The sequence below is a fragment of the Campylobacter sp. GB48 genome, assembly GCF_049221845.1.
GTDB lineage: Bacteria > Campylobacterota > Campylobacteria > Campylobacterales > Campylobacteraceae > Campylobacter_D > Campylobacter_D lari_C.
On record NZ_JBMJAR010000001.1, the window covers coordinates 37,874 to 58,583 of the forward strand.

Here is a 20,710-nt window from a genome sequence, read left to right on the forward strand (position 1 = left end):
AATCATGGGAATTTTTGATAGCTTATATACAGGGGTTAGCGGTATTAGAGCTGCTGAACTTCAAATTAACACAACAGGTAATAATATCTCTAATGCAAATGCAGTATTTTATACTAGACAAAGAGCAGTGCAAGGAACTGGGATGTCTATTGATAGAGGTGGTTTGCATCTAGGGACGGGTACACAAATTGACACCATAAAAAGATTACATGATGAGCATTCTTATTATGAGTTAAAAAATGCTACCACTCAGCAAAACTATACAAATTATTTAGGACAAATTTTGCAAGAGGCAAGCCAAAGATTTCCTGATATGCAAGGTACTGGTATTTTGCAAGATTATAAAAACTATTATGATGCATGGAATAACTTTGCATCTAATCCAAGTGATGGAGCAAGTAAAATAGATCTTATTGAAAGTGCAAACACACTAACTCAAAATATACAAAAAACACTACAAGATCTTAATAAAATGCAACAAACTGTCAACGAGCAAATTAAACAAACTGTAGATGAAATCAACAACATTGGTCAAGAAATTGCAAATATCAATAAACAACTTGAAAACGAAGAGGTTTTACCAACTGATAATGCAAATCAATTAAGAGATAAAAGAGATGAACTTGAACTTAGGCTTTCCAAACTAGTTAATGCAGTAGCTTGGAAAGGAACAAACTCTCAAGATAGTACTTTAGAATCTACCATGACTGATTCAGGAAGATATTATGATTTAAGTATTCAAGGTTTTAGTATAGTAAATGGTTCTAGCTTTCACCCTTTAAAACTAGACAATAATAATCCTAATGGTTTTTATCAGATTTATTATGAAGTAAATGATGAAAATCGTTACGATTTAACCAATAAAATTTCAGGTGGACAACTTGGCGCTCAGCTTGATCTTAGAGGTAGAAATTACGATGGCAATCATGATACCTATAGCGATGGAAAATTGCAAGAATATAAAGACATGCTAAATACTTTTACAAAAACACTCATAACTCAAACTAATAATGTCTATGCTCAAGCAGCTACGGATAGAGTTAATTCAGATGATTTAAAAGGCTTAAAACCTGATACTTCTTTAATGAGTTATGATAAAAACATTCAAGCGGGAAGTTTTGATATCACAGTTTACGATGAAGAAGGTAATGCAGTAGCCACAAGAACCATCAAAATTGATGTCAATACAACTATGGAAGATGTTATTAAGCAAATCAATGCAGATATAGATGACAATAAAGATGGTGTTAGTGGTAATGATTTAAATGATTATTTTCAAGCCTTTTATCATTATGATGGACAAAGTGATAGTGGAAATTTCCAAATCAATAGCTTAAAAAAAGGTTACAAAATAGCTTTTAAAGACAATGGTACAAATTTCCCAGGTGCTTTAAATGTATCTTCATTTTTTAATGGTCAAGATGCAAGTAGTATTAATGTAAATTCAAGCATTAGAAATGATCCAAATAGTTTAAAAGCAAGCTCAAATGGTGTTGATGGAAATAATGATGTAGCAAATGCCATGCTACAACTTCAAACCCAAAAAGTAAATTTTTACAATAAAGATGGTACAGTAGATACTATGTCTTTAGATGGATATTATAGAAAATTTACAGGTCAAATTGCTTCAGATGCTGAAAGCAATGGTTTTGCGCATGCAACTAATATGACAGTATTTAATACAGCCTATGCAGAATATCAATCAAAAAGTGGTGTAAATACCAATGAAGAATTAGCAGCACTCATACAATATCAAGCAAGTTATGGCGCCGCAGCTAAAATCGTAACCACTGTTGATCAAATGCTTGAAACCTTGCTTGGTTTAAAATCTTAATGCAAATTAAAGCTCTTTTAGATGAAGCTATCTTAAGCAAAAATACTCAAAAAGAGCTTTTCTCTCATCCTGATCCTTTACAAATTGCAAGTATTTATAAAGATGAAACCATAGCCTTACTTTGTGCTTTATTTGCTTATGGAAATGCTAGAAATATTGTAAATTTTTTAAAAAAACTTGATTTTTCCTTGCTTGAAAGAAATGATGAGATTATTAAAAAAGAATGTAAAAATATAAAATACCGCTTTCAAAACTCTCAAGACATAGCTCAAATTTTTATCACACTTAAACGCCTAAAAAATGAAAATAGTATAGAAAATATTTTTACCGAGGCTTATCAAAAAGAACAAAACATCACACAAGCAATAAAAGCCTTCATAGAAATAATTTATAAACTTAATCCTTATAAAAGCTATGGTTATGAGTTTTTCTTTTCAAAAGAATTTAAAACTCCAAAAGGCCCTCTAAAAAGATACAATATGTATCTTAGGTGGATGGTAAGAAAAGATGAACTTGATTTGGGTTTGTTTAAAAATATCGATAAAAAAGATTTACTCATACCTTTAGATACCCATACTCATAAAGTTTCATTGAAACTTAAGCTTTTAAAGCGTAAGATTTATGATTTTAAAAGTGTTTTAGAGCTTACTCAAAGTCTTAAAAAATTTGATCCACAAGATCCTATAAAATATGATTTTGCTCTATATAGAATCGGACAAAACAAGGAAAGCTTATGGAGCTTGAATTAACTTATTATGTGATTTTATTTTTTGTTGCTGCTTTTGCAGGCTGTGTTGATGCGATTGTAGGTGGTGGTGGACTTATTACCATACCTGCTTTATTTGCCTGTGGAATTCCTCCTCATTTAGCCCTAGCTACTAATAAGCTTCAAAGCACTTTTGGCTCACTCACCGCAGTTTTAGCTTATAGAAAATCTATGCATATAGAGAAAATAGCTTTAGGAATTTTATTTACTGCTATTGGTGCAGCCATTGGAACTTATGCGGTTTTATTAATAGATCAAAATGCCGTTAAAATCATTGTATTAATTTGCCTTATTTTGATCTTTTTATATACTATTTTCAAACCCGATTTAGGTCATGTACATAATAAAGCTAAAATGAGCACCACAAGTTTTCAAATCACTTTTGGTTTATTACTTGGCTTTTATGATGGCTTTTTAGGACCTGGAACTGGGTCTTTTTGGATTTTTGCTTGTGTGATATTTCTTGGTTTTAGCATGAAAAACGCAAGCATTAATACTAAAATCTTAAATTTTACTAGCAATGTAGTGGCTTTAGGAGTATTTTTATACTCTTATGAGGTGCTTTGGAAAGTTGGCATTTTAATGGGTATAGGCCAAGTTCTAGGCGCCTTTGTAGGTTCAAAACTAGTTTTAAAAACACAAGGAACTTTTATCAAAAAACTCTTTTTGACTATGGTTGCTTTAACTATAGCTAAGGTTGCTTATGATTATATTGCTTAAATTCCTTGACTAATTTGCCACATAGGTAAAAATACACCTAAAGCTAATACTAAAATCAAACTCGCCATAAAAATTGTCATCAAAGGTTCTAAAATAGCCAAAAGTCTTTGAGTATAATTTTCTTTTTTGTATTCATAAAATAAAGCAAGTTCGTAAGTACTTTCATCTAGTTTAGAACTTTTTAAAGCTAAATTTAACATTCTTATCACAAAAGAATCAAAAAGCTTTGTCTTAGAAAAAGCTTGAGCTAAATCAAGTCCTGATTCAAATGAAATTTTTGCAACAAACATTTTATTTTTAAAAAATTGATTTTCTATACCTTCACACGCATATTCAAAAGCTCTTTTTATATCCACACCTGCTTTTAATAAATATGAAAAAATTAAGAAAAAACAAAATTTATCTTGAAAAAATATTATTTTTCCAAAAATGGGAGTGTAAAAAAGAATTTCATGAAAAAATAAAGACTTTCTAAAAGAATAAGCAAGCATTATAAAAAATCCAATACCTAATAAAATAAATACATAAAAATGTTTAAAAAAATCTCCTACAATAAAAAGAATTTGAGTGATTTTTGGTAAATTTAATTCAAGTTGCAAAAATAAAGTCTTAAATTCAGGTAAAACCAAAATCATCAGTACAAAAAAAGCTAAAATAATACATGTAAAAACGAAAAGTGGATAAGTTATAGCCTTTTTAAACTGCTTAAAACTATGAAGGTTTTTCTCTTTTAGATTAATGATAATCTCAAAAGCCTTATATAAATCCTCCTTACCATCACAAATTTTTAAAATAGCACATTCTCTAGAATTTAAAATACCTCTAAAAGCTTCATTATAAGAGCTTCCATTTTTGAGTTTATTATAAATCACATTAAATATTTTAGCTACATATACATCATGATTTGATCTTGCAAACTCTAAAATAGCTTCTTGCAAGCTTAATCCTGCTTTTAAAACCATATTTAAATCTTTAAGGATAAAAATAAGCTCTTCTTCTTTAATTTTATGTTTTGCTGCTCCAAGGTATTCTTCAACACTAATAATATTTTCAAATGATTTTTGTGCAAGATTTCTAGCTTCATATAGATTTTTAGCTTTAATTATACATTGCTTTTGCTCTTTGTTTAAAGCATAAAAAATAATAAATTTTTTCAAAAACCAATCTTTCTTAGCTCATCTACACTTGTCAAACCAAGCTTAACTTTTTCCAAAGCATCCCTACCTAAAGTTAAAAAGCCTTTTTTTAAAGCATAAGTTAAAATATTTTCATAATTTGCATTATTTTCTATCATACTTTTTAAATTATGATCTAAAAACAAAAATTCAGCCACCATTAAACGCCCTTTATATCCACTATACATACACTTAACACAACCCTTTGCTTTATAAAATTTTCCTTCAAAAACTTGGTTTTGAAAATGAAATTTTTCATCGCTAGCTTCTTTACATTCACATAGTTTTCTTACCAAGCGTTGGGCTATGATCAAATTAAGCGCATAAGCTATTAAATATTCTTTTGCACCCATATGCTTCATTCTAAAAATAGCTTCTATAGCACCATTAGTATGCAAGGTACTCAAAACCAAATGTCCACTTAAAGAAGCTTTTAAAACTATATCCAAACTCTCCTCATCTCTAATTTCACCAACCATAATCACATCAGGATCTTGCCTTAAAACCGCTCTTAAAGCTTTGTGAAAATCAAAGCCAGTTTTAGAATTTAACAAAATTTGCTGAGCATGTTTAAGCTTGTATTCTATGGGCTCTTCTAGAGTAATGATTTTTTTATTTTGGTCAAGCTCATTTAAAATAGCATGCATGAAAGTACTTTTACCACTCCCTGTTGGCCCACAAAATAAAATCAAACCATAGAGAGCATTCATACATTTTTTTAACGAGGTTAAATTTTCTTCTTTTATAAAAAGTCTATCGAGTTTTAAAACATGCTCATCTTGTTTTAAAATTCTAAACACTATACTTTGTCCAAATAACAAAGGCATAATTGAAATTCTAAAATCATATTTTTGCTCTAAAATAACCTTAGAAAAACTCCCATCTTGGGCTTGTCTTTGCTCTGCTACATTAAGCAAAGCAATGATTTTTACATGCATTAATAAAGCCTGATAAGAACTCACATCAAAACTATGGATATATTTTAATTCTCCATCTATTCTAAATCTTATCAAAACTTCATTTTCCAAAGGCTCCAAATGAATATCACTTGCTCTTAAAAAACAAGCATAAGTTAAAATTAAATTCAAAAACTGCTCTAATAAAAACTCATCTTTATTTTCATCACTTTTTAAATTAAGCTCTAATTTATCAAGATAGTTTTGAAGGCAAATTAAAAATTTAATCTTTTCTAGCAGAAATTTAAATTGTGTAAATTCACAAAGAAAAATTTTAACAACCTTTAAGCGGTATAAATTTTGTATTTTTTCTAAAATACTCTCATCTAAAGGCTTTAAAGAAGCTATATGAATATTTTCATCATCTTCATAAAAACAAAAAATATTATATTGTTCTATTAAAGAAAAAGGCAAAACATGGAGATATTTTTCTATTTTAAGATTTTGATTTAAGTCTAAAATTTCTAACTTATAATCTAAGGCTAATTCTTGCAAAGAAAGTTCATTTAAAGCTTTTATTGTTTTTGCGTCATTCAAAATAATTTCCTAAAAGTTTTTCATACTCTTCTTTAGCTTTTAAAGCATCTTCATGCTTTCCAAGTTTTAATTTAGCATTGATAAAAACTAGCCACGCCTCTTTTTCTAACAACTCAAATTCATTTGCCTCAACAGCCCAAAAGATAGCTTTTTGATAATCTTTTATTTGATAAAAATATTTAGCTAAATTTAGAGCATTTTCATAACTTGGATGATTAATAAATTTTTCATAGAATACATTTTGCTCAAAACTTTCATTTTGAATATTCATTGCATTTAAAAAAGACAAACAAATTAAAAAATTAAAACATATCATCTTCATGTTCAAAACCTAATTCTTTTAAGCTTAATACTTTTTTATCAGCCTTTATTAAGCTTGGTTTGATAATAAAAACTATTTCGCTAATATCTTCTAAATTTTGCTTTCCTTGAAATAAAGCTCCAAAAAGTGGTATTTTAGATAAAGCGCTGACTTCATTATGATTACTAATCGTATTTTTACTAATTAATCCACCCAAAATTAAAGTTTGCCCATCATCAACTTCAACTACAGTAGAAAGCTTTTTTTGTATGGTATCAGGTGCTATATTTCTTGGTTTATTTTGTCTATGGTTATCAACACTATATTTAAAATCACTCAAACTAGGATTAATTCTAAGCATGATTTTGTGATCATCTGAAATTTCAGGCAAAATATTTAGTAAAATTCCTACAAAAATAGAATAATTATTATAAGTCTCACTAATGGTCGTACCATTTTCAGTACCCTTGGAACTTTCTTTTACTTGATAATTAATCGTATCACCTATGGAAATAATAGCCTGTTGATTATTAAGAGCCATGAGTTTTGGGTTAGAAAGCACAATGGTTTTGCCATTTTCTTGTAATAAATTTAAAATAGCTTTAGTTTCAACATTGGCTTTAAGATTGATATTTCTAGCACCACCTTTATTAATTATAAAATCATTATCATCTCCATTAAGTTTAAAAGCGAGCTCTTGCCAGTTAATCCCACTTGAATGACTTTTATTTAAATGTACTGCAACTATACTTACATCAATTAAAACTTGCTTTTTAAGTCTTTTATTTAAATCTTTTAAATATTTTTCAACCCTTGTAAGCTCATACAAAGTAGCATTTAAAGTAATAATCCCTGCATTAGTATTGATAATAGGTTTAGTTGTATTTTCATCTAATAAAGCTTGTATTTCTTCTGAAATTTTTTCCCAAAAATCAAATTTATCTGTGCTAATGACTAGATTATCTGCTTCTTTAGTACTATCATAATCACCTTGTTTAGGTCTTGAATCCACTGAAGCTTTAGTAATACTTTGCCCTTCTCTAATAGAGCTTATATAATGCACTTTAAAAGTTTTAACTTGTCTTCCATAAATTTTTAAAATATTTTTTTCATATTCATAAGCAAGATTATTTTCCATCAATAAAAGTTTAAAAATTTCTCTTAAAGACATTTTTCTTATGTGTAAATAATTTTGAGTATGATTTAACTTTTCTCTAGCTAATGAATCTTTTATTATGATACTAAAACCACATTCTCTACCAAGTTCATTTAAAATTTCAATCAAAGAAGTTTTATTTTCTACGCTTATATCAAAAAAGCGCTGATGACACTGTGAAGCAAAAACATTTGTAAAAGTTAAAACACTAATAAATAAAAATATTATTTTTTTCATACAATTTTAAAACCATGATTTTTTCTTCCTTTATCAATATAACTTGAGAATTTTTAATCTCGACAATCTTAAAACCTTCAATATCATCATTCAAAGCATACCATTTATCATTAATCTTAACTTTATTAGAAACGATAGCTTGTAAGGAAAAATCAGATTTTATATTTGTAGTTTTTTGAAAAAAAGGATCTTGAATCAAAGAAAAATCAATATCATTACAACTTTGATTCAAAAATGGGTACTTAGCACCAAAAGCAACAAGTACCCATAAACTCACAAGTAAAAATCGAAACAAATTTTAATTTTCGTTACTAAAATCAGCACTTGCTAGACGTTTAAGTTGTCTATAACGGCGCTGTGCTTCTGCTTTATTTTTTTCAAACAATTCTTTTGCTTGCTCAGGATTTGATTTTTTAAGTGAGCTATAACGTACTTCATTCATTAAAAAGCTTTCATATAAATCCCAATCAGGCTCTTTAGAAGAAATTGTTAAAGGGTTTTTACCTTCAGCTTCCAAACGTGGATCATAGATGTAAGTTGGCCAATATCCACATTTTGTAGCAAGTTCTGCTTGATTTCCTGAATTTCCAAGCCCACCTTTAATACCATGAGCTATACAAGGAGAATAAGCAATAATCAAAGAAGGCCCATCATAAGCTTCTGCTGCCATTACAGCTTTTAACAACTGTGCATAGTTTGCATTAGAATTCACCTGAGCTACAAAAATATAACCATAAGTCATAGCAATTTGGCCTAAATCTTTTTTCTGCACTGGCTTGCCTGCTGCAGCAAACTGGGCTACTGAGCCTGTTCTTGAAGATTTTGAGCTTTGACCTCCAGTATTTGAATAAACTTCGGTATCAAGAACTAAAATATTTACATTTTCACCACTTGCTAGAACATGATCAAGCCCACCATAACCTATATCATAAGCCCAACCATCACCACCAAAAATCCAATGTGATTTTTTACTCAAATAGCTTTTAAGCTCTAAAATATCATTTACAGCCTTAATTTGTTTATTTTCTTCTAACAATGGTACTAACTTATCTCTTAGTTCTAAAGAAGCTTTAGAATCTTCTTTATTTGCAATCCATTCTTTATATAATGCAGAAAGTGCATTAGGAACTTCTTGCATACTTTCATTCATAATTTGCTCTATTTTATGTCTTGTTGTTTCAGTTGCTATTTTCATACCAAGACCAAATTCAGCATTATCTTCAAATAAAGAATTACCCCAAGCAGGCCCATGACCATTTTTATTGCTTTTTCTATATGGAGTTGAAGGAGCTGAACCACCATAAATAGAACTACAACCTGTTGCATTAGCAATAATCATTCTTTCACCAAATAATCTAGTGATTAAAGTAATATAAGGAGTTTCCCCACAACCTGGGCACGCACCATGGAATTCAAATAAAGGTTGAGCAAATTGAATACCTTTTGCATTTTCTCTATTTAAGATATTATCTTTATAACTTACTTTTTTGAATAAATAATCTGCATTTTCTTGCTCACCATGATCAAGCTCTTCACCTAGTGGTACCATTACTAAAGATTTTTCTTTAGTAGGACACTCATGTACACAAAGCTCACAACCTGTACAATCAAGCGGTGAAACTTGAATTTTGAAATTTAATTTTTGCTCTTTTACGCCTTTTACGTTTAAGCTATGCTCTTTCACACCTGCTGGAGCATTTTCTAATTCTTTTTCATCTATTAAAAATGGTCTAATAACCGCATGTGGACATACTGAGGCACATTGGTTACACTGAATACAATTAGTTTCTATCCATCTTGGCACCATAACACCGACGCCTCTTTTTTCATACTCAGTAGTACCATGCTCAAAACTACCATCTTCATAGCCCAAAAATGCTGAAACTGGTAAATCATCACCCTTAGCCGCATTCATAGGTTTTGCGATTTTTTCAACAAACTCAGTACCTTTATAAGCTACAGTTTCTTCTTTTACTTCATCAGCTAAATTTGCCCAAGAAGGATCAATATCAACTTTTACAAGTCCATCTGCACCTACATCAATAGCTTTATAATTCATCTCAACTATAGCATCGCCTTTTTTACTATATGATTTATAAGCTAATTCTTTCATATATTTTTGCGCATCTTCAAAAGGAATGATGTTGGCAAGTTTGAAAAATGCTGATTGCATGATTGTATTTGTTCTACTACCTAGTCCTATTTCTCTAGCAAGTTTTGTAGCATTGATAATATAAAAATTAATTTCTTTTTGTGCTAAAACTCTTTTTACCGCGTTAGGAATTTTTTTAATAGTTTCTTGTGCACTCCAAATACTATTTAAAAGGAAAGTTCCGCCTTTTCTAATACCCGCTAAAACATCATAAATTTCTAAATACGCAGCCACTGAACACGCTACAAAATGTGGTGTAGAAACTAAATAAGTTGAAGTGATAGGTTTTTTAGAAAATCTTAAATGGCTTCTTGTATAACCACCTGATTTTTTAGAATCATAAGCAAAATAAGCTTGCGCATAAAAGTCTGTTTTATCCCCTATAATTTTAATAGAGTTTTTATTCGCCCCTACAGTACCATCAGCACCAAGTCCATAGAATAAACACTCTATAGTACTCTCATCACCTAAAGAAATTTTTTCTCCCACAGGTAATGAAGTAAAAGTCACATCATCATTAATTCCTATAGTGAAACCATCTTTTGGATTAGCTTGATTTAGGTTTTCAAAAACCGCTAAAAGTTGAGCAGGATCAACATCTTTTGAAGAAAGTCCATATCTACCACCAACGATTAAAGGTGCTTTTTCTTTTCCATAATAAGCACTTTTTAAATCTAAATAAAGTGGCTCGCCTAAACTTCCTGGCTCTTTAGTTCTATCTAAAACAGCTATTTTTTCAACACTTTGAGGCATTACATCAAATAGATATTTTAAACTAAATGGTCTGTATAAATGAACTTTTAAAATCCCTACTTTTTCGCCTTTGCTGTTTAGATGATCTACAACTTCTTTTAAAGCTTCGGTTACTGAACCCATTGCTACTACAATGCGTGTTGCATTTTTATCCCCATAATATACAAAAGGCTTGTATTCTCTTCCTGTAATTTTTGAAATTTCTTGCATATATTCATTAACAATATCAGGAATAGCTTCATAATATTTATTTGCTAACTCTCTTGTTTGAAAATAAATATCATCATTTTGAGCCGTACCTCTTGTTTTTGGATTTTCTGGATTTAGACAGGAATTTCTAAATTCTAACAAAGCCTCACGATCTAATAAGCGATCAAAATGTGCATAATCCATTACTTCGATTTTTTGAATTTCATGACTCGTTCTAAAACCATCAAAAAAATGCATAAAAGGCACTCTACCTTTAATAGCTGCTAAATGTGCAACACCTGCTAAATCCATACTTTCTTGCACAGAGTGTGAGCAAAGCATAGCAAAGCCTGTTTGTCTTGCAGCATAAACATCTTGATGATCTCCAAAGATAGACAATGCTTGAGAAGCTAAAGCCCTAGCTGCCACATGGATAACCCCAGGTAAAAGCTGACCTGCGATTTTATACATATTTGGTATTTTTAATAAAAGCCCTTGAGAGGCTGTATAAGTGGTAGTTAAAGCGCCTGCTTGCAAAGAACCATGAACTGTCCCTGCCGCTCCTGCTTCACTTTGCATTTCCACAACTTTAACCGGTACTCCAAAAAGGTTTTTTTTACCTTGAGAAGCCCATATATCAGTATAATCTGCCATAGGAGAGCTTGGGGTAATAGGATAAATTCCAGCAACCTCTGTAAATGCATAGGCAGCATAAGCTGCTGCTTCGTTACCATCCATTGTTTTCATTATTTTACTCATTTAATTATCCTTATAATTAAAATAATTACTTAAAATTAATAGCTACTTTATCTTTAATTGTCTTAAACAATGATAAAAATTTTTTATTATTTATGCGTATAGGGTTTGAATGTGAAATTATTGGATATTTTTTATATGTTTTACAGCTTCATAAGTATTTTCAAAAAGTGGAATTTTAAATTTAGCTAAACTTTCCTTACTTTCATAGCCACTACTTACTGCTATGGGTTTAATACCTGCATTACAAGCTGCTTGGATATCTAAATGAGTATCTCCTATCATAAATGCATTTTCTTTGCTTTTAGATAATTTTTCTAAAGCTAATAAAATAGACTCAGCATTTGGTTTTGGGTAAGTTACATCATCTCTACCTATGATAACTTTAAAATACTCTCCTATACCTAAATGATCAAGTAAAGGTTTGGAAAATTTAGAACTTTTAGTCGTTACAACGGCTAAATCAGCAAATAAACTAGCTTCATATACACTTTCTTTTGCCAAAGAAAGCAAAGAAGTTTGTTTTATATAGATTTTTTGATATATGCTTCTGTAAGCATTAATATACCCACTTGTTTTTTCTTTTGGCACTCCAAGTTTTTCAAAAGCTGCATCTAAAGGAAAACCTATTAAAGCTTTAATGGCTTCATAATCTCTTAAAGGCTCACCAAAAGCTTTAAAAGCAGCATCAAAACCGTCTAAAATGGCACTTGTAGAGTCTATCAAAGTGCCATCTAAGTCAAACAAAATTGTCTTTTTTAACAAAGCTTATTCTTTAATGAAAAATTTTGCTTCCACGCGTCTATTTTGCGCACGACCTTCTTTAGTATCATTGCTTGCTTTTGGCTTTTCAAAACCATAGCCTTTAGTTGCAATTTTCTCTTTAGCAACACCTGATTTTTCAAGTTCTTTTGCAACTGCCTTTGCACGCTCTAATGATAATTTTTGATTATAAACTTTAGGGCCTGTGCTATCTGTATGACCTTCTAAAATAGTATAATATTGTGGGTTTTCTTCTAAAACCTTACCTACTTCTTGGATTTTTTGTGCAAATTCAGGGTTTATAGTGATTTGATCAAAACCAAAATGTCCTTCAAGTGCTATTGTTTTTTCACAACCTATATGATCAAGTAAAGCACCTTTTCTTGGCTCTGGACATGATTTATCAATTTGTTTTGTTTGTGGTTTTTCTTCGATTTGTTTAGTTGCAGGCTGAGGAGTTTTTGGAGCTTTATTGCCAAAATAAAAACTCAAGCCAACACTAGAAATCAAATTGTGATCACCATTATTGAATTTAATTTGATCTCTTGCTTCAAGTCTTAAAGCTAAATCTTCGCCAAGTGCAAATTTAAAACCCGCACCATATTGAGCAAACATACCACTTTTATTTTCATAAGCTCCATGACTTAAATACTCATAACCTGTTCCTAATAAACCATATAAATATACATGATTAGCTAAATCAATTCCTTTAATAGCATTTACATAAAATCTTGAAACACTGGTATCTGTATGTGTATTATCATTTGGATTGTTATATTTTGCATTATCATAATACTCTAAGCCAAGCTCAGCTTGATCTATCCATAAATCATCATAATGATAACCAAATCTTAAACCTACTCCACCGTAATTTTTAAGATCTAAATTTCCTTCTGGGGTTGTATAATTAAAGGTTGGAGTGATTTCTATTTTACTAGCATCAAAAGCAAACAAAACACTAGCTAAACTAACTAATCCTATAATTTTTTTCATAAACTATCCTTAAATAATAAAAATAAATGAGATATTATATAAAAAGAAGATTAAAATAAAATAAGCCCCTTTTTGGGAAAAGGGCTTAAATTTACTACAAAAAGGAGGTTTCCCTGATCGGACTTTGAAATTATAAAAGTTTATTCTAAACAAAAAATCCTTTGATTTTAAACAAAACAAAAATATATAAAAAAATATGATTTTGAAAACTAAAGAGAGAATGGATCCAAAAGAATGGATCCAAAAAAATTAACGTTTAGAGAATTGTGGGCTTCTTCTTGCTTTTCTGCGACCGTATTTTTTACGCTCAACAGTTCTACTATCTCTAGTAAGAAGTCCTTTTGGTTTTAATAATGCTCTAAAATCTGCATCCATAGCAGCTAAAGCTCTTGAAATACCATGTCTTAAAGCTTCGGCTTGAGCGCTGTATCCACCGCCTAAAGTTGTTGCTTTAATATCCATAGAAGTTTCTTGCTTAGTTACTAATAAAGGCTGAACTACTTTTAATTTTATAGCTTCATGTCCGCCAAGCCAAGTGTTTAAATCCATACCATTAACGATGATTTTACCACTACCAGCTTTTACCCAAACTTTAGCTACAGCGGTTTTTCTTTTACCTGTTGCGTATGTTGTTGCCATGATTATTTTCCTTTATTAGCAATTTGAGCAGTATGAGGGTGTTCGCTACCTGCATAAATTTTTAATTTTTTAAGCATAGCTCTACCTAGGTTTGTTTTAGGTAGCATACCACGAACTGCTAATTTATATAATTTAACTGGATTTTTTTCTAATAAATCACCAAATTTTTCACTTTTTACGCTTCCAAAATACCCTGAATGTCTGTGATATAGTTTATCTTCTGCTTTATTTGCACCTGTGAAAACTGCTTTAGAAGCATTGATAATGATTACATAATCTCCACAATCAACATTTGGAGTATAGCAAGGTTTATTTTTACCTCTTAAAATAGTCGCTACTTCTGTTAAAAGACGACCAAAACGCTTTCCTTCAGCGTCTAAAACGATCCATTCGCGTTTTACTTCGTTTGGCTTTGTTATCTTTGTCATCATCTTACCTTTGCCAAAAATTTTTTAAAAATGAGATTATAATTATTTTAGCTTAATTAATACTTAATTTAAGAATATTTAAAGCTTTTGTTGTCCTAAAATCCAAAAATACATATCCATAATTTTCATATCTGGATAGTATATATTTTCATTGGATTTTAATTTTATTTTTGGGAATTCAAAACTACTTTTACATCTATCTATCAAGTCCATAATCCCCATATAACTATCTTTACAATATTGTATCGGTATCTTATTGTTGTTTATATTATACTTTTTTAATCCATTTACAAAAAATCTATCATAAGCAGGGGTGCAGCCAAAAATTCCTAACAAAATTTTTGTGATCAGTATATCACTAATTTTATCTTTATTTTTATCTTTATACTTTAATAAATTTTCTTTTATAATTTTACCTGCTTCAGTTATTTGACTCCAATCATGCTTATCCCATAAATCAATAGTCAACAACTCTTCTAACATTGTTTTATATATTTTATAATCATAGCGCAATAAAAAAGAAGAACCCCTATACATACCCCAACTAGCTAAATAAAAAGATAACATCAAAGAAGCATAATCATAATCTACATAACCCCTATTGATATAAAAATACCTATAACAATGCTCCCAAGATAAATATCGATGATTGTTTCCATTTTTTATTTTATCGTGAAAAAGAGAAATATTACCATAAAATTGTTCTTTATCTATACTACACATACATTACCTCCACTTTATTTTTTAAAATATACACCAAAAAAGCCTTAGTAGAAGTCTTGGCTAAGATTTTTTCTATGGCTTCTTTGTAAAGCAAAACTTGCTTTTTATGCTCGTTTAAATTTAAGCCTGTTTTATAGTCTATAATGATAGCTTCATTATCATCAAATGCAAGCATATCAAGTTGTTTTTGATCACCTTTATAAGTGATGATTTGCTCTTTTAGTAATTTTTTACCCACCAAAAGTGCATTAAAACTCTCATCTTTTAAGAGCATAGTAAGTCTTTTAAAAAGCTCATTAAAAGCTTCATCATCTAAGTAAAAACGATATTTTTTATACACCATTTGTTTGCAAAATTCAAAATTGCTTTTAGTGTTAAAATCAAAATATTGCAAAAACTCATGCAAAGCCAAACCAAAATGTATTTGCACACTTGAAAGATGACTTTTTACTTTAACTTCTTGTAAATTTACCTTTTGAAATTCTTCAAAGTTTTCTATTTGTTCTAAATTTTCTAAAGGCTCTTTTGTTTTTGAAAGCTGTTCTTCTATAATGCCTATTTGTTTTTCTTTATAGTCTTGAAAATAGCTCTTAAAGGTTTTGAAACTCTCATCGTTTTTTACAATAAAAAGAGAATTTTTAGCTCTAGTAAGCGCCACATATAGACAATTTATCTCATCTTCTGCTTGAAGTTTTTCTCTTTTAGCTAAAAAAGCATTGTAATTTTGATCTTCAAGATATTTTCTAGCACTGTGTCGGTATTTTACTTCCCAACCTTGCTCTAAATCATACTCAAACATTAAAGTTTCATTATCCGGAGCTTTTTTACTAAGTCTATCAAGTACGATTAAATTTTCAAATTCAAGCCCCTTAGATTTATGCACAGTCATAATGCTTACTCCATCATCTTGAGCCTGCAAAGATTTTAGCTCACATGGAGCAAATAAAAAATCAAAAAAATTATCAAAAGTGCTTGCATACTCTAAATATGCGATGAGATTAACATCGCTTAAATCAAGTTTTAAAACATGTACTAGGTATTTTAAAATCTCACCTACACTGCGGTTTAAATCAAGCGTTATAAACTCAAGTTCTTTTTCTAAAATACTACTTGCAAAGTACAAGCTAAACTCATCTTTAAGTACACAAGCCTTTGCATACTCAAAAAGCACTCTTACACTAATGCAATCCATCAAAGCTACATTGCTTTGCGTATAAGCTTTAATGTTATTTTCTTCAAGAAATTCTTTCATTAAAGTAGCATCTTTATTAATCCATACCAAAATGCAAATTTCACTGAGCTTTACACCTTTTTCTAAAAGCTTTTGAATGATCTTTAAAACTTCTTTACCACTTGCTTCATGCAAAGAACTTTTTGGTGGGATATGATTTTGCAAAACTTCCACATATCCACCTTCTTTAATGCTTTTTTGCAAAGTAAAGCTAGGATTTAAAAAGCTATCAAAAAATTTATCTTTAAAAACTTCATTTACATAATCAACAATGATTTTTTTACTACGATAATTAGTATCTAAATGTTCTAATTTAATTTGCGGAAAGTCTTTTAAAAGCTTATCAAAAAGCTCTTTTTTACCCCCTCTAAAACCATATATACTTTGCTTTTTATCCCCCACATAAAAAAAGCTTCTATTTTTTTTCACTCCCTCGCCTGAAACAAGCTCAGCAATGATGGGTTTTAAAATTTGATACTGCAAAACATTAGTATCTTGAAATTCATCGATTAATAAATGCGAAATATAGCCATCAAGCCTAAAATAAATCAAATCTTTATTAGTTTCATCACTAATTAACTCATAAGTTTTTAAAGCTATATCTGAAAAAGTCAATGCATTTTGCTTGGCATTGTTTTCATTTCTTGCTTCTTTAAAATGCTTCAAAAGCTTTGCAAGCATACTTATGCGGTAATTTTCCATTTGAGTAAAATGCTCTTTTGCGCTTTGTAAAAACTCTGCTCTTTTTTGTAAAAATTCACTATCGATGACTTTTACAAAATATTTTTTATCTAAATCACAAATAATAGGTTTAGTAAAGAAATCTTCTATGTTTTCAAATTCGAAATTTTTTTGATAGTTTTTATCTGTGCTTAAATTTCTTGCATAAGTTATAAACTCACTTAAGCTTTTTTCTAAAAAAGTTTTATTTGGAAAATGTGCATTTTGTATAGATTTTATCTCACAAGATCTTTCATACAAGCTTTCAAGATTTTGTAAAAAATCACTCTTGCTTTTTGTCTGAACAATATAATAAGCCAAAGCCCTTAATTCTTCTTCATCTAATTTAGTGATGAAATTTTTATAACTATCTTGACTTTCTATAATGTCAAAATCACTCATAAGACCTAAATTTAAAGCAAAAGAACGAATGATTTGCGAAAAAAAGCTGTCAAAAGTGTAGATATTAAGCTTGGATCTTAAAAATTCCTCTTTATATTTTTCTCTTAAAGCTATAAGCTCATCTTTGCTTTTACCTAGCATTTTCATAAGCTCATCACACTCTGCTTTATTCTCTCCATTTTCAAGCACATCAAACTCTAAAAAGGTTTTAAAAACTCTTTCTTTCATTTCACTTGTAGCTTTATTAGTAAAAGTAAGGGCTAAAATTTCATTAATCTTAGCTCCCATTAAAACCAAAGCTACAAAACGCACACTTAATGCAAAAGTTTTTCCACTTCCTGCGCTAGCTTCCAAAGCTAAAAAAGGCTCAAAATGATAACTCAAAGCTTAAACTCCTTTTTATAAAGCATGGTATAAGGGCTATAGGTATTGTCGTTTTTTTGATTAAAAAATTCTTTTTCCAAAGGCTCTTTAGCAAGCTCATTAAGCAAATCTTTCAGTTCTTGTACGCTCTTACTTTTAGCATTTTCATGTATGATTTTGATATTTTTAAGATCATAAAAACAAGCTTTTGTGTTTAATAAGGCATTTTGACTTTCTAATAAAAACTTATAAAAAGCAAGTTGATAAGACTTTTCATCAGCCTTGCCACTTTTATAATCTATAATTAATCTTTCATTGCCATTATTATCTACTCTATCTAAAAAGCCTATGGCGTAAATTTTCACTCCATTTTCTGCAATAAATTCTTTTCTTGGTGGATTAAATTCACATTTTTCTACCACATAACCTTGCTTAAAATGCTCATTTTCAAGTATTTGAAATTCTTTAAATATAGTTTGTATTAAAGCTAAATTTAGCGCATCAACTCGGTATTGCTTAATGCTTTTTACCACTTGCATAAAAACTTCATAATCAAAATGATTTTTAGATTTTTGTGTATAATAAAGCTCTAAAGCCTTATGAATAAAACCCCCCAACTCATTTGCTCTAAGTGTATCATCTAAAGTCTTTGGCTCTTTTAATTTTAAAACATACTTATAATAATAATCCAAACCATAATGTACAAGAAGATGAAATCTTGAAAAAGAAAGATCATTTTGAAAATAATCATGTTTTGCTTTAATACTTACAATAGGTTCAAGATTAAAAGTGCAAGGATAAGTTTGGAAATACTTCACATAAGCATTATTACTATAAGTCTTATCTTCATAAAGTGGAAGTTCAAGTTCATTTAAAAATCTTGATTTGATTTTTTCTTCATTTTCCACATAAGAAATTCCAACTAATTTTGCCTTGGCTATTAAAGTATAATAATAATGTCTTTGTAAATTTTCTCTTTGAGCATGAGTGATAAGTCCTGCTTTTTTGCGAATTTCATTATTTAAAAATAATTCGCTTGAAACTCTTTTTGGGATAAACTCATCATTAAAATCAATTATAATTACCCCATCATATCTAAGCCCCCTACTTTCTAAAAGTCCCATTACAGTAACTTCACCACCACCAACACTGCTTAATTTTATACCATCAATTTGCATAAAAAATAATTCTAAAATTTGCACAAAGCTTAACTTGTGTGTTTTTATAAGCTCTTTGATAAAAATAAGCTCTTGATGTATATAATTTTTTAATTCCTCTTCACTATCTTCTAGCAAATTAAAAATAAAATTCTCAAAAAAATCATAAGAAATATTTTCATCAAAAAACTTTTTAAACTCTGCAAAATCAACGTTAGAAGAAAAAAAGTGTAAATTGCACAAATGTTTGTTTAAATTACACCTTTCATAAAAATCTTCATTTTCTTCATACTCAAACTCATCATCTTTAGCACTTTCATACAAAGACTTTAGTCTATGATAAAAAAGTGTGTTTTTAATACTTTCTCCGCTTGCATAGTTTAAAACATTGTTTTTATCATAAAGTCTTAAAATATCTACAAAATTCTCATCAGGAGTAATCACTACAATATCTTTTGCACTTATACCGGATTTTAAAAAAGAATTAATTTTTTCAAAAACAAAAGCAGCTTGTAAAGATCTTAAGTGAAAACTTTTATAACTAATTTTACTTTCTTTAAAAAAGCACTCTTCTTTTAAAATTGTTTTTTGATTTACATCAAACAAATAAGCATAATTTTCCTTAAGAGAAAGTCCTTGTAAAAAGCTAAGAGTATTTAAAAAATCTTTATTAAATTTAGTGCAATTAAACTGTACTTTAAGAGGAAGTATTTCCTTAACTTTTAACAAAAGCTCTACTTCAAAAGCATTTAAAAAACCTTGAAAATCAAAAATAATCTCATCATAATTTTTTAAAAAATCATTATTAATTTCATAATCTAGTGGCAAAGAAATATCATCATATAAATTTTGTTCTTTTAATAAAGCAAGATAATTTTTAAAAAGTTCTTCTAAAATTTGCAAATGCTCATCATACTGAGCATAAGCATCATGAAATTTTAGCGAGTTGATATCTTTTTTTTCTAAACTAAGCTCTTTAAAGAAACTAAATAAATAAGCATTATTCTTTAAGAAAGCAAAAAAATTACTCGGTATTTTTAAACTTTGCTCTAAATTTTTAGTTTGCTCGCAAGCCTTTTTCATCAAAAGCAAACACTCATAATGAGTTGCTTGAAAATATGGAGAAAAAACTAATTTTTGCATAAATTCAGCTACACTCATAGCCGGTTCTACTAAACTATCATTCTGTAGTTTTTTCTCATAATACTTTCTTAAAGCTCTTAGTGAGCTAAATACAAAAAGTTTCATTATCTAGTTTGTAAAAAGAATTTAAAAAATCCTACACTATTTTCATCTTGAGTGATTTTTAAAAGTATTTGCCAAACACCTTTTTCTTTGAGATTAAAATCAAATACTAAATCACTTCCTTCTAATCTAACTTGTAAATTCTCATCATTTACATTTGTATGTGGGCGTGAAAGTAAAGTTTGAATTTGAAGCTTACTTAAGTCATAATCTTTTAAATTTTCAATAGCAATTCTCAGCTCATTTTGCCCTTCATTGATATAATAAACTTTATTTTTCTTATGCACAAAGCTTTCTTTATCTTTAATGCTTAGTTTAAAATTTTCATCAAAAGTCTTTTGTCTGTTTTGAATTTCATTATAATTTAACTCTACATTTTGATAAGAATCAAAATAAAAATTATCTTCATACACAGGTGCCTTGCTTGCAATAAAAATTGTAACAATACAAGCTATAACAATAAGCCCCAAAGAAATCAAAATACCATAAGGCCAAAATGTTTTCTTATTTTCCAT

Annotated in this window: 17 protein-coding genes; 3 read left to right on the forward strand and 14 right to left on the reverse strand. The window is 29.3% G+C overall.

Annotated elements, in window-relative coordinates; all coding sequences use genetic code 11:
* Positions 1-4: 4 nt before the first annotated feature.
* Genes flgK through ACOTVC_RS00220 form a run of 3 tightly spaced genes read left to right on the forward strand, consistent with a single transcriptional unit; the run spans position 5 to position 3,320 of the window.
* Positions 5-1,834: a flagellar hook-associated protein FlgK gene (flgK, locus tag ACOTVC_RS00210; protein WP_087685212.1), complete on the forward strand. Its 1,830-nt coding sequence runs from the start codon at positions 5-7 to the stop codon at positions 1,832-1,834.
* Positions 1,834-2,583, forward strand: coding sequence for a TIGR02757 family protein (locus ACOTVC_RS00215; protein ID WP_087685211.1), 750 nt, complete (start codon positions 1,834-1,836; stop codon positions 2,581-2,583). Before flgK ends, ACOTVC_RS00215 begins: the two co-directional genes overlap by 1 nt.
* Entirely contained in the window at positions 2,568-3,320 is a 753-nt protein-coding gene (locus ACOTVC_RS00220) for a TSUP family transporter (protein ID WP_087685210.1), read from the forward strand. Before ACOTVC_RS00215 ends, ACOTVC_RS00220 begins: the two co-directional genes overlap by 16 nt.
* Here the strand turns inward: ACOTVC_RS00220 and ACOTVC_RS00225 are convergent.
* The 14 genes from ACOTVC_RS00225 to ACOTVC_RS00290 form a co-directional block, all read right to left on the reverse strand.
* Positions 3,317-4,477 carry a type II secretion system F family protein gene (locus ACOTVC_RS00225; RefSeq protein ID WP_214098953.1) on the reverse strand — a complete coding sequence of 387 codons (1,161 nt, stop codon included), beginning with the start codon at positions 4,475-4,477 and terminating at the stop codon, positions 3,317-3,319. The two genes, ACOTVC_RS00220 and ACOTVC_RS00225, sit on opposite strands and share 4 nt — an antisense overlap.
* The gene (locus tag ACOTVC_RS00230) at positions 4,474-5,988 is read right to left on the reverse strand and encodes a GspE/PulE family protein (RefSeq protein ID WP_214098954.1); all 1,515 of its coding nucleotides are present in this window, start codon (positions 5,986-5,988) and stop codon (positions 4,474-4,476) included. Before ACOTVC_RS00230 ends, ACOTVC_RS00225 begins: the two co-directional genes overlap by 4 nt.
* Entirely contained in the window at positions 5,981-6,310 is a 330-nt protein-coding gene (locus ACOTVC_RS00235) for a transformation system, membrane protein CtsX (protein WP_052243245.1), read from the reverse strand. Before ACOTVC_RS00235 ends, ACOTVC_RS00230 begins: the two co-directional genes overlap by 8 nt.
* A complete protein-coding gene (mshL, locus tag ACOTVC_RS00240) occupies positions 6,291-7,682 on the reverse strand; it encodes a pilus (MSHA type) biogenesis protein MshL (RefSeq protein WP_087685207.1) in 1,392 nt (463 codons plus the stop codon). The genes ACOTVC_RS00235 and mshL overlap by 20 nt, the downstream gene beginning before the upstream one ends.
* Positions 7,654-7,914, reverse strand: coding sequence for a hypothetical protein (locus tag ACOTVC_RS00245; RefSeq protein ID WP_126340701.1), 261 nt, complete (start codon positions 7,912-7,914; stop codon positions 7,654-7,656). Before ACOTVC_RS00245 ends, mshL begins: the two co-directional genes overlap by 29 nt.
* A gap of 66 nt (positions 7,915-7,980) precedes the next feature.
* Positions 7,981-11,535, reverse strand: coding sequence for a pyruvate:ferredoxin (flavodoxin) oxidoreductase (gene nifJ, locus ACOTVC_RS00250; protein WP_214098955.1), 3,555 nt, complete (start codon positions 11,533-11,535; stop codon positions 7,981-7,983).
* Between the two features lie 117 nt (positions 11,536-11,652).
* A complete protein-coding gene (locus ACOTVC_RS00255) occupies positions 11,653-12,297 on the reverse strand; it encodes an HAD family hydrolase (RefSeq protein ID WP_421627340.1) in 645 nt (214 codons plus the stop codon).
* A 3-nt stretch (positions 12,298-12,300) separates the two neighbouring features.
* On the reverse strand, positions 12,301-13,287 hold the full coding sequence (locus ACOTVC_RS00260; protein ID WP_087685203.1) for an OmpA family protein: 987 nt from the start codon (positions 13,285-13,287) through the stop codon (positions 12,301-12,303).
* Between the two features lie 249 nt (positions 13,288-13,536).
* A complete protein-coding gene (rpsI, locus tag ACOTVC_RS00265) occupies positions 13,537-13,926 on the reverse strand; it encodes a 30S ribosomal protein S9 (RefSeq protein ID WP_039617655.1) in 390 nt (129 codons plus the stop codon).
* A gap of 2 nt (positions 13,927-13,928) precedes the next feature.
* Positions 13,929-14,354 carry a 50S ribosomal protein L13 gene (gene rplM, locus ACOTVC_RS00270; protein ID WP_039617653.1) on the reverse strand — a complete coding sequence of 142 codons (426 nt, stop codon included), beginning with the start codon at positions 14,352-14,354 and terminating at the stop codon, positions 13,929-13,931.
* Between the two features lie 78 nt (positions 14,355-14,432).
* Positions 14,433-15,077 carry a hypothetical protein gene (locus ACOTVC_RS00275; RefSeq protein ID WP_087685202.1) on the reverse strand — a complete coding sequence of 215 codons (645 nt, stop codon included), beginning with the start codon at positions 15,075-15,077 and terminating at the stop codon, positions 14,433-14,435.
* Positions 15,070-17,814, reverse strand: coding sequence for a RecB-like helicase (locus tag ACOTVC_RS00280; RefSeq protein WP_257905877.1), 2,745 nt, complete (start codon positions 17,812-17,814; stop codon positions 15,070-15,072). The genes ACOTVC_RS00275 and ACOTVC_RS00280 overlap by 8 nt, the downstream gene beginning before the upstream one ends.
* Entirely contained in the window at positions 17,811-20,198 is a 2,388-nt protein-coding gene (locus ACOTVC_RS00285) for a PD-(D/E)XK nuclease family protein (RefSeq protein ID WP_421627344.1), read from the reverse strand. The genes ACOTVC_RS00280 and ACOTVC_RS00285 overlap by 4 nt, the downstream gene beginning before the upstream one ends.
* On the reverse strand, positions 20,198-20,710 hold the full coding sequence (locus ACOTVC_RS00290; RefSeq protein WP_214114866.1) for a FixH family protein: 513 nt from the start codon (positions 20,708-20,710) through the stop codon (positions 20,198-20,200). Before ACOTVC_RS00290 ends, ACOTVC_RS00285 begins: the two co-directional genes overlap by 1 nt.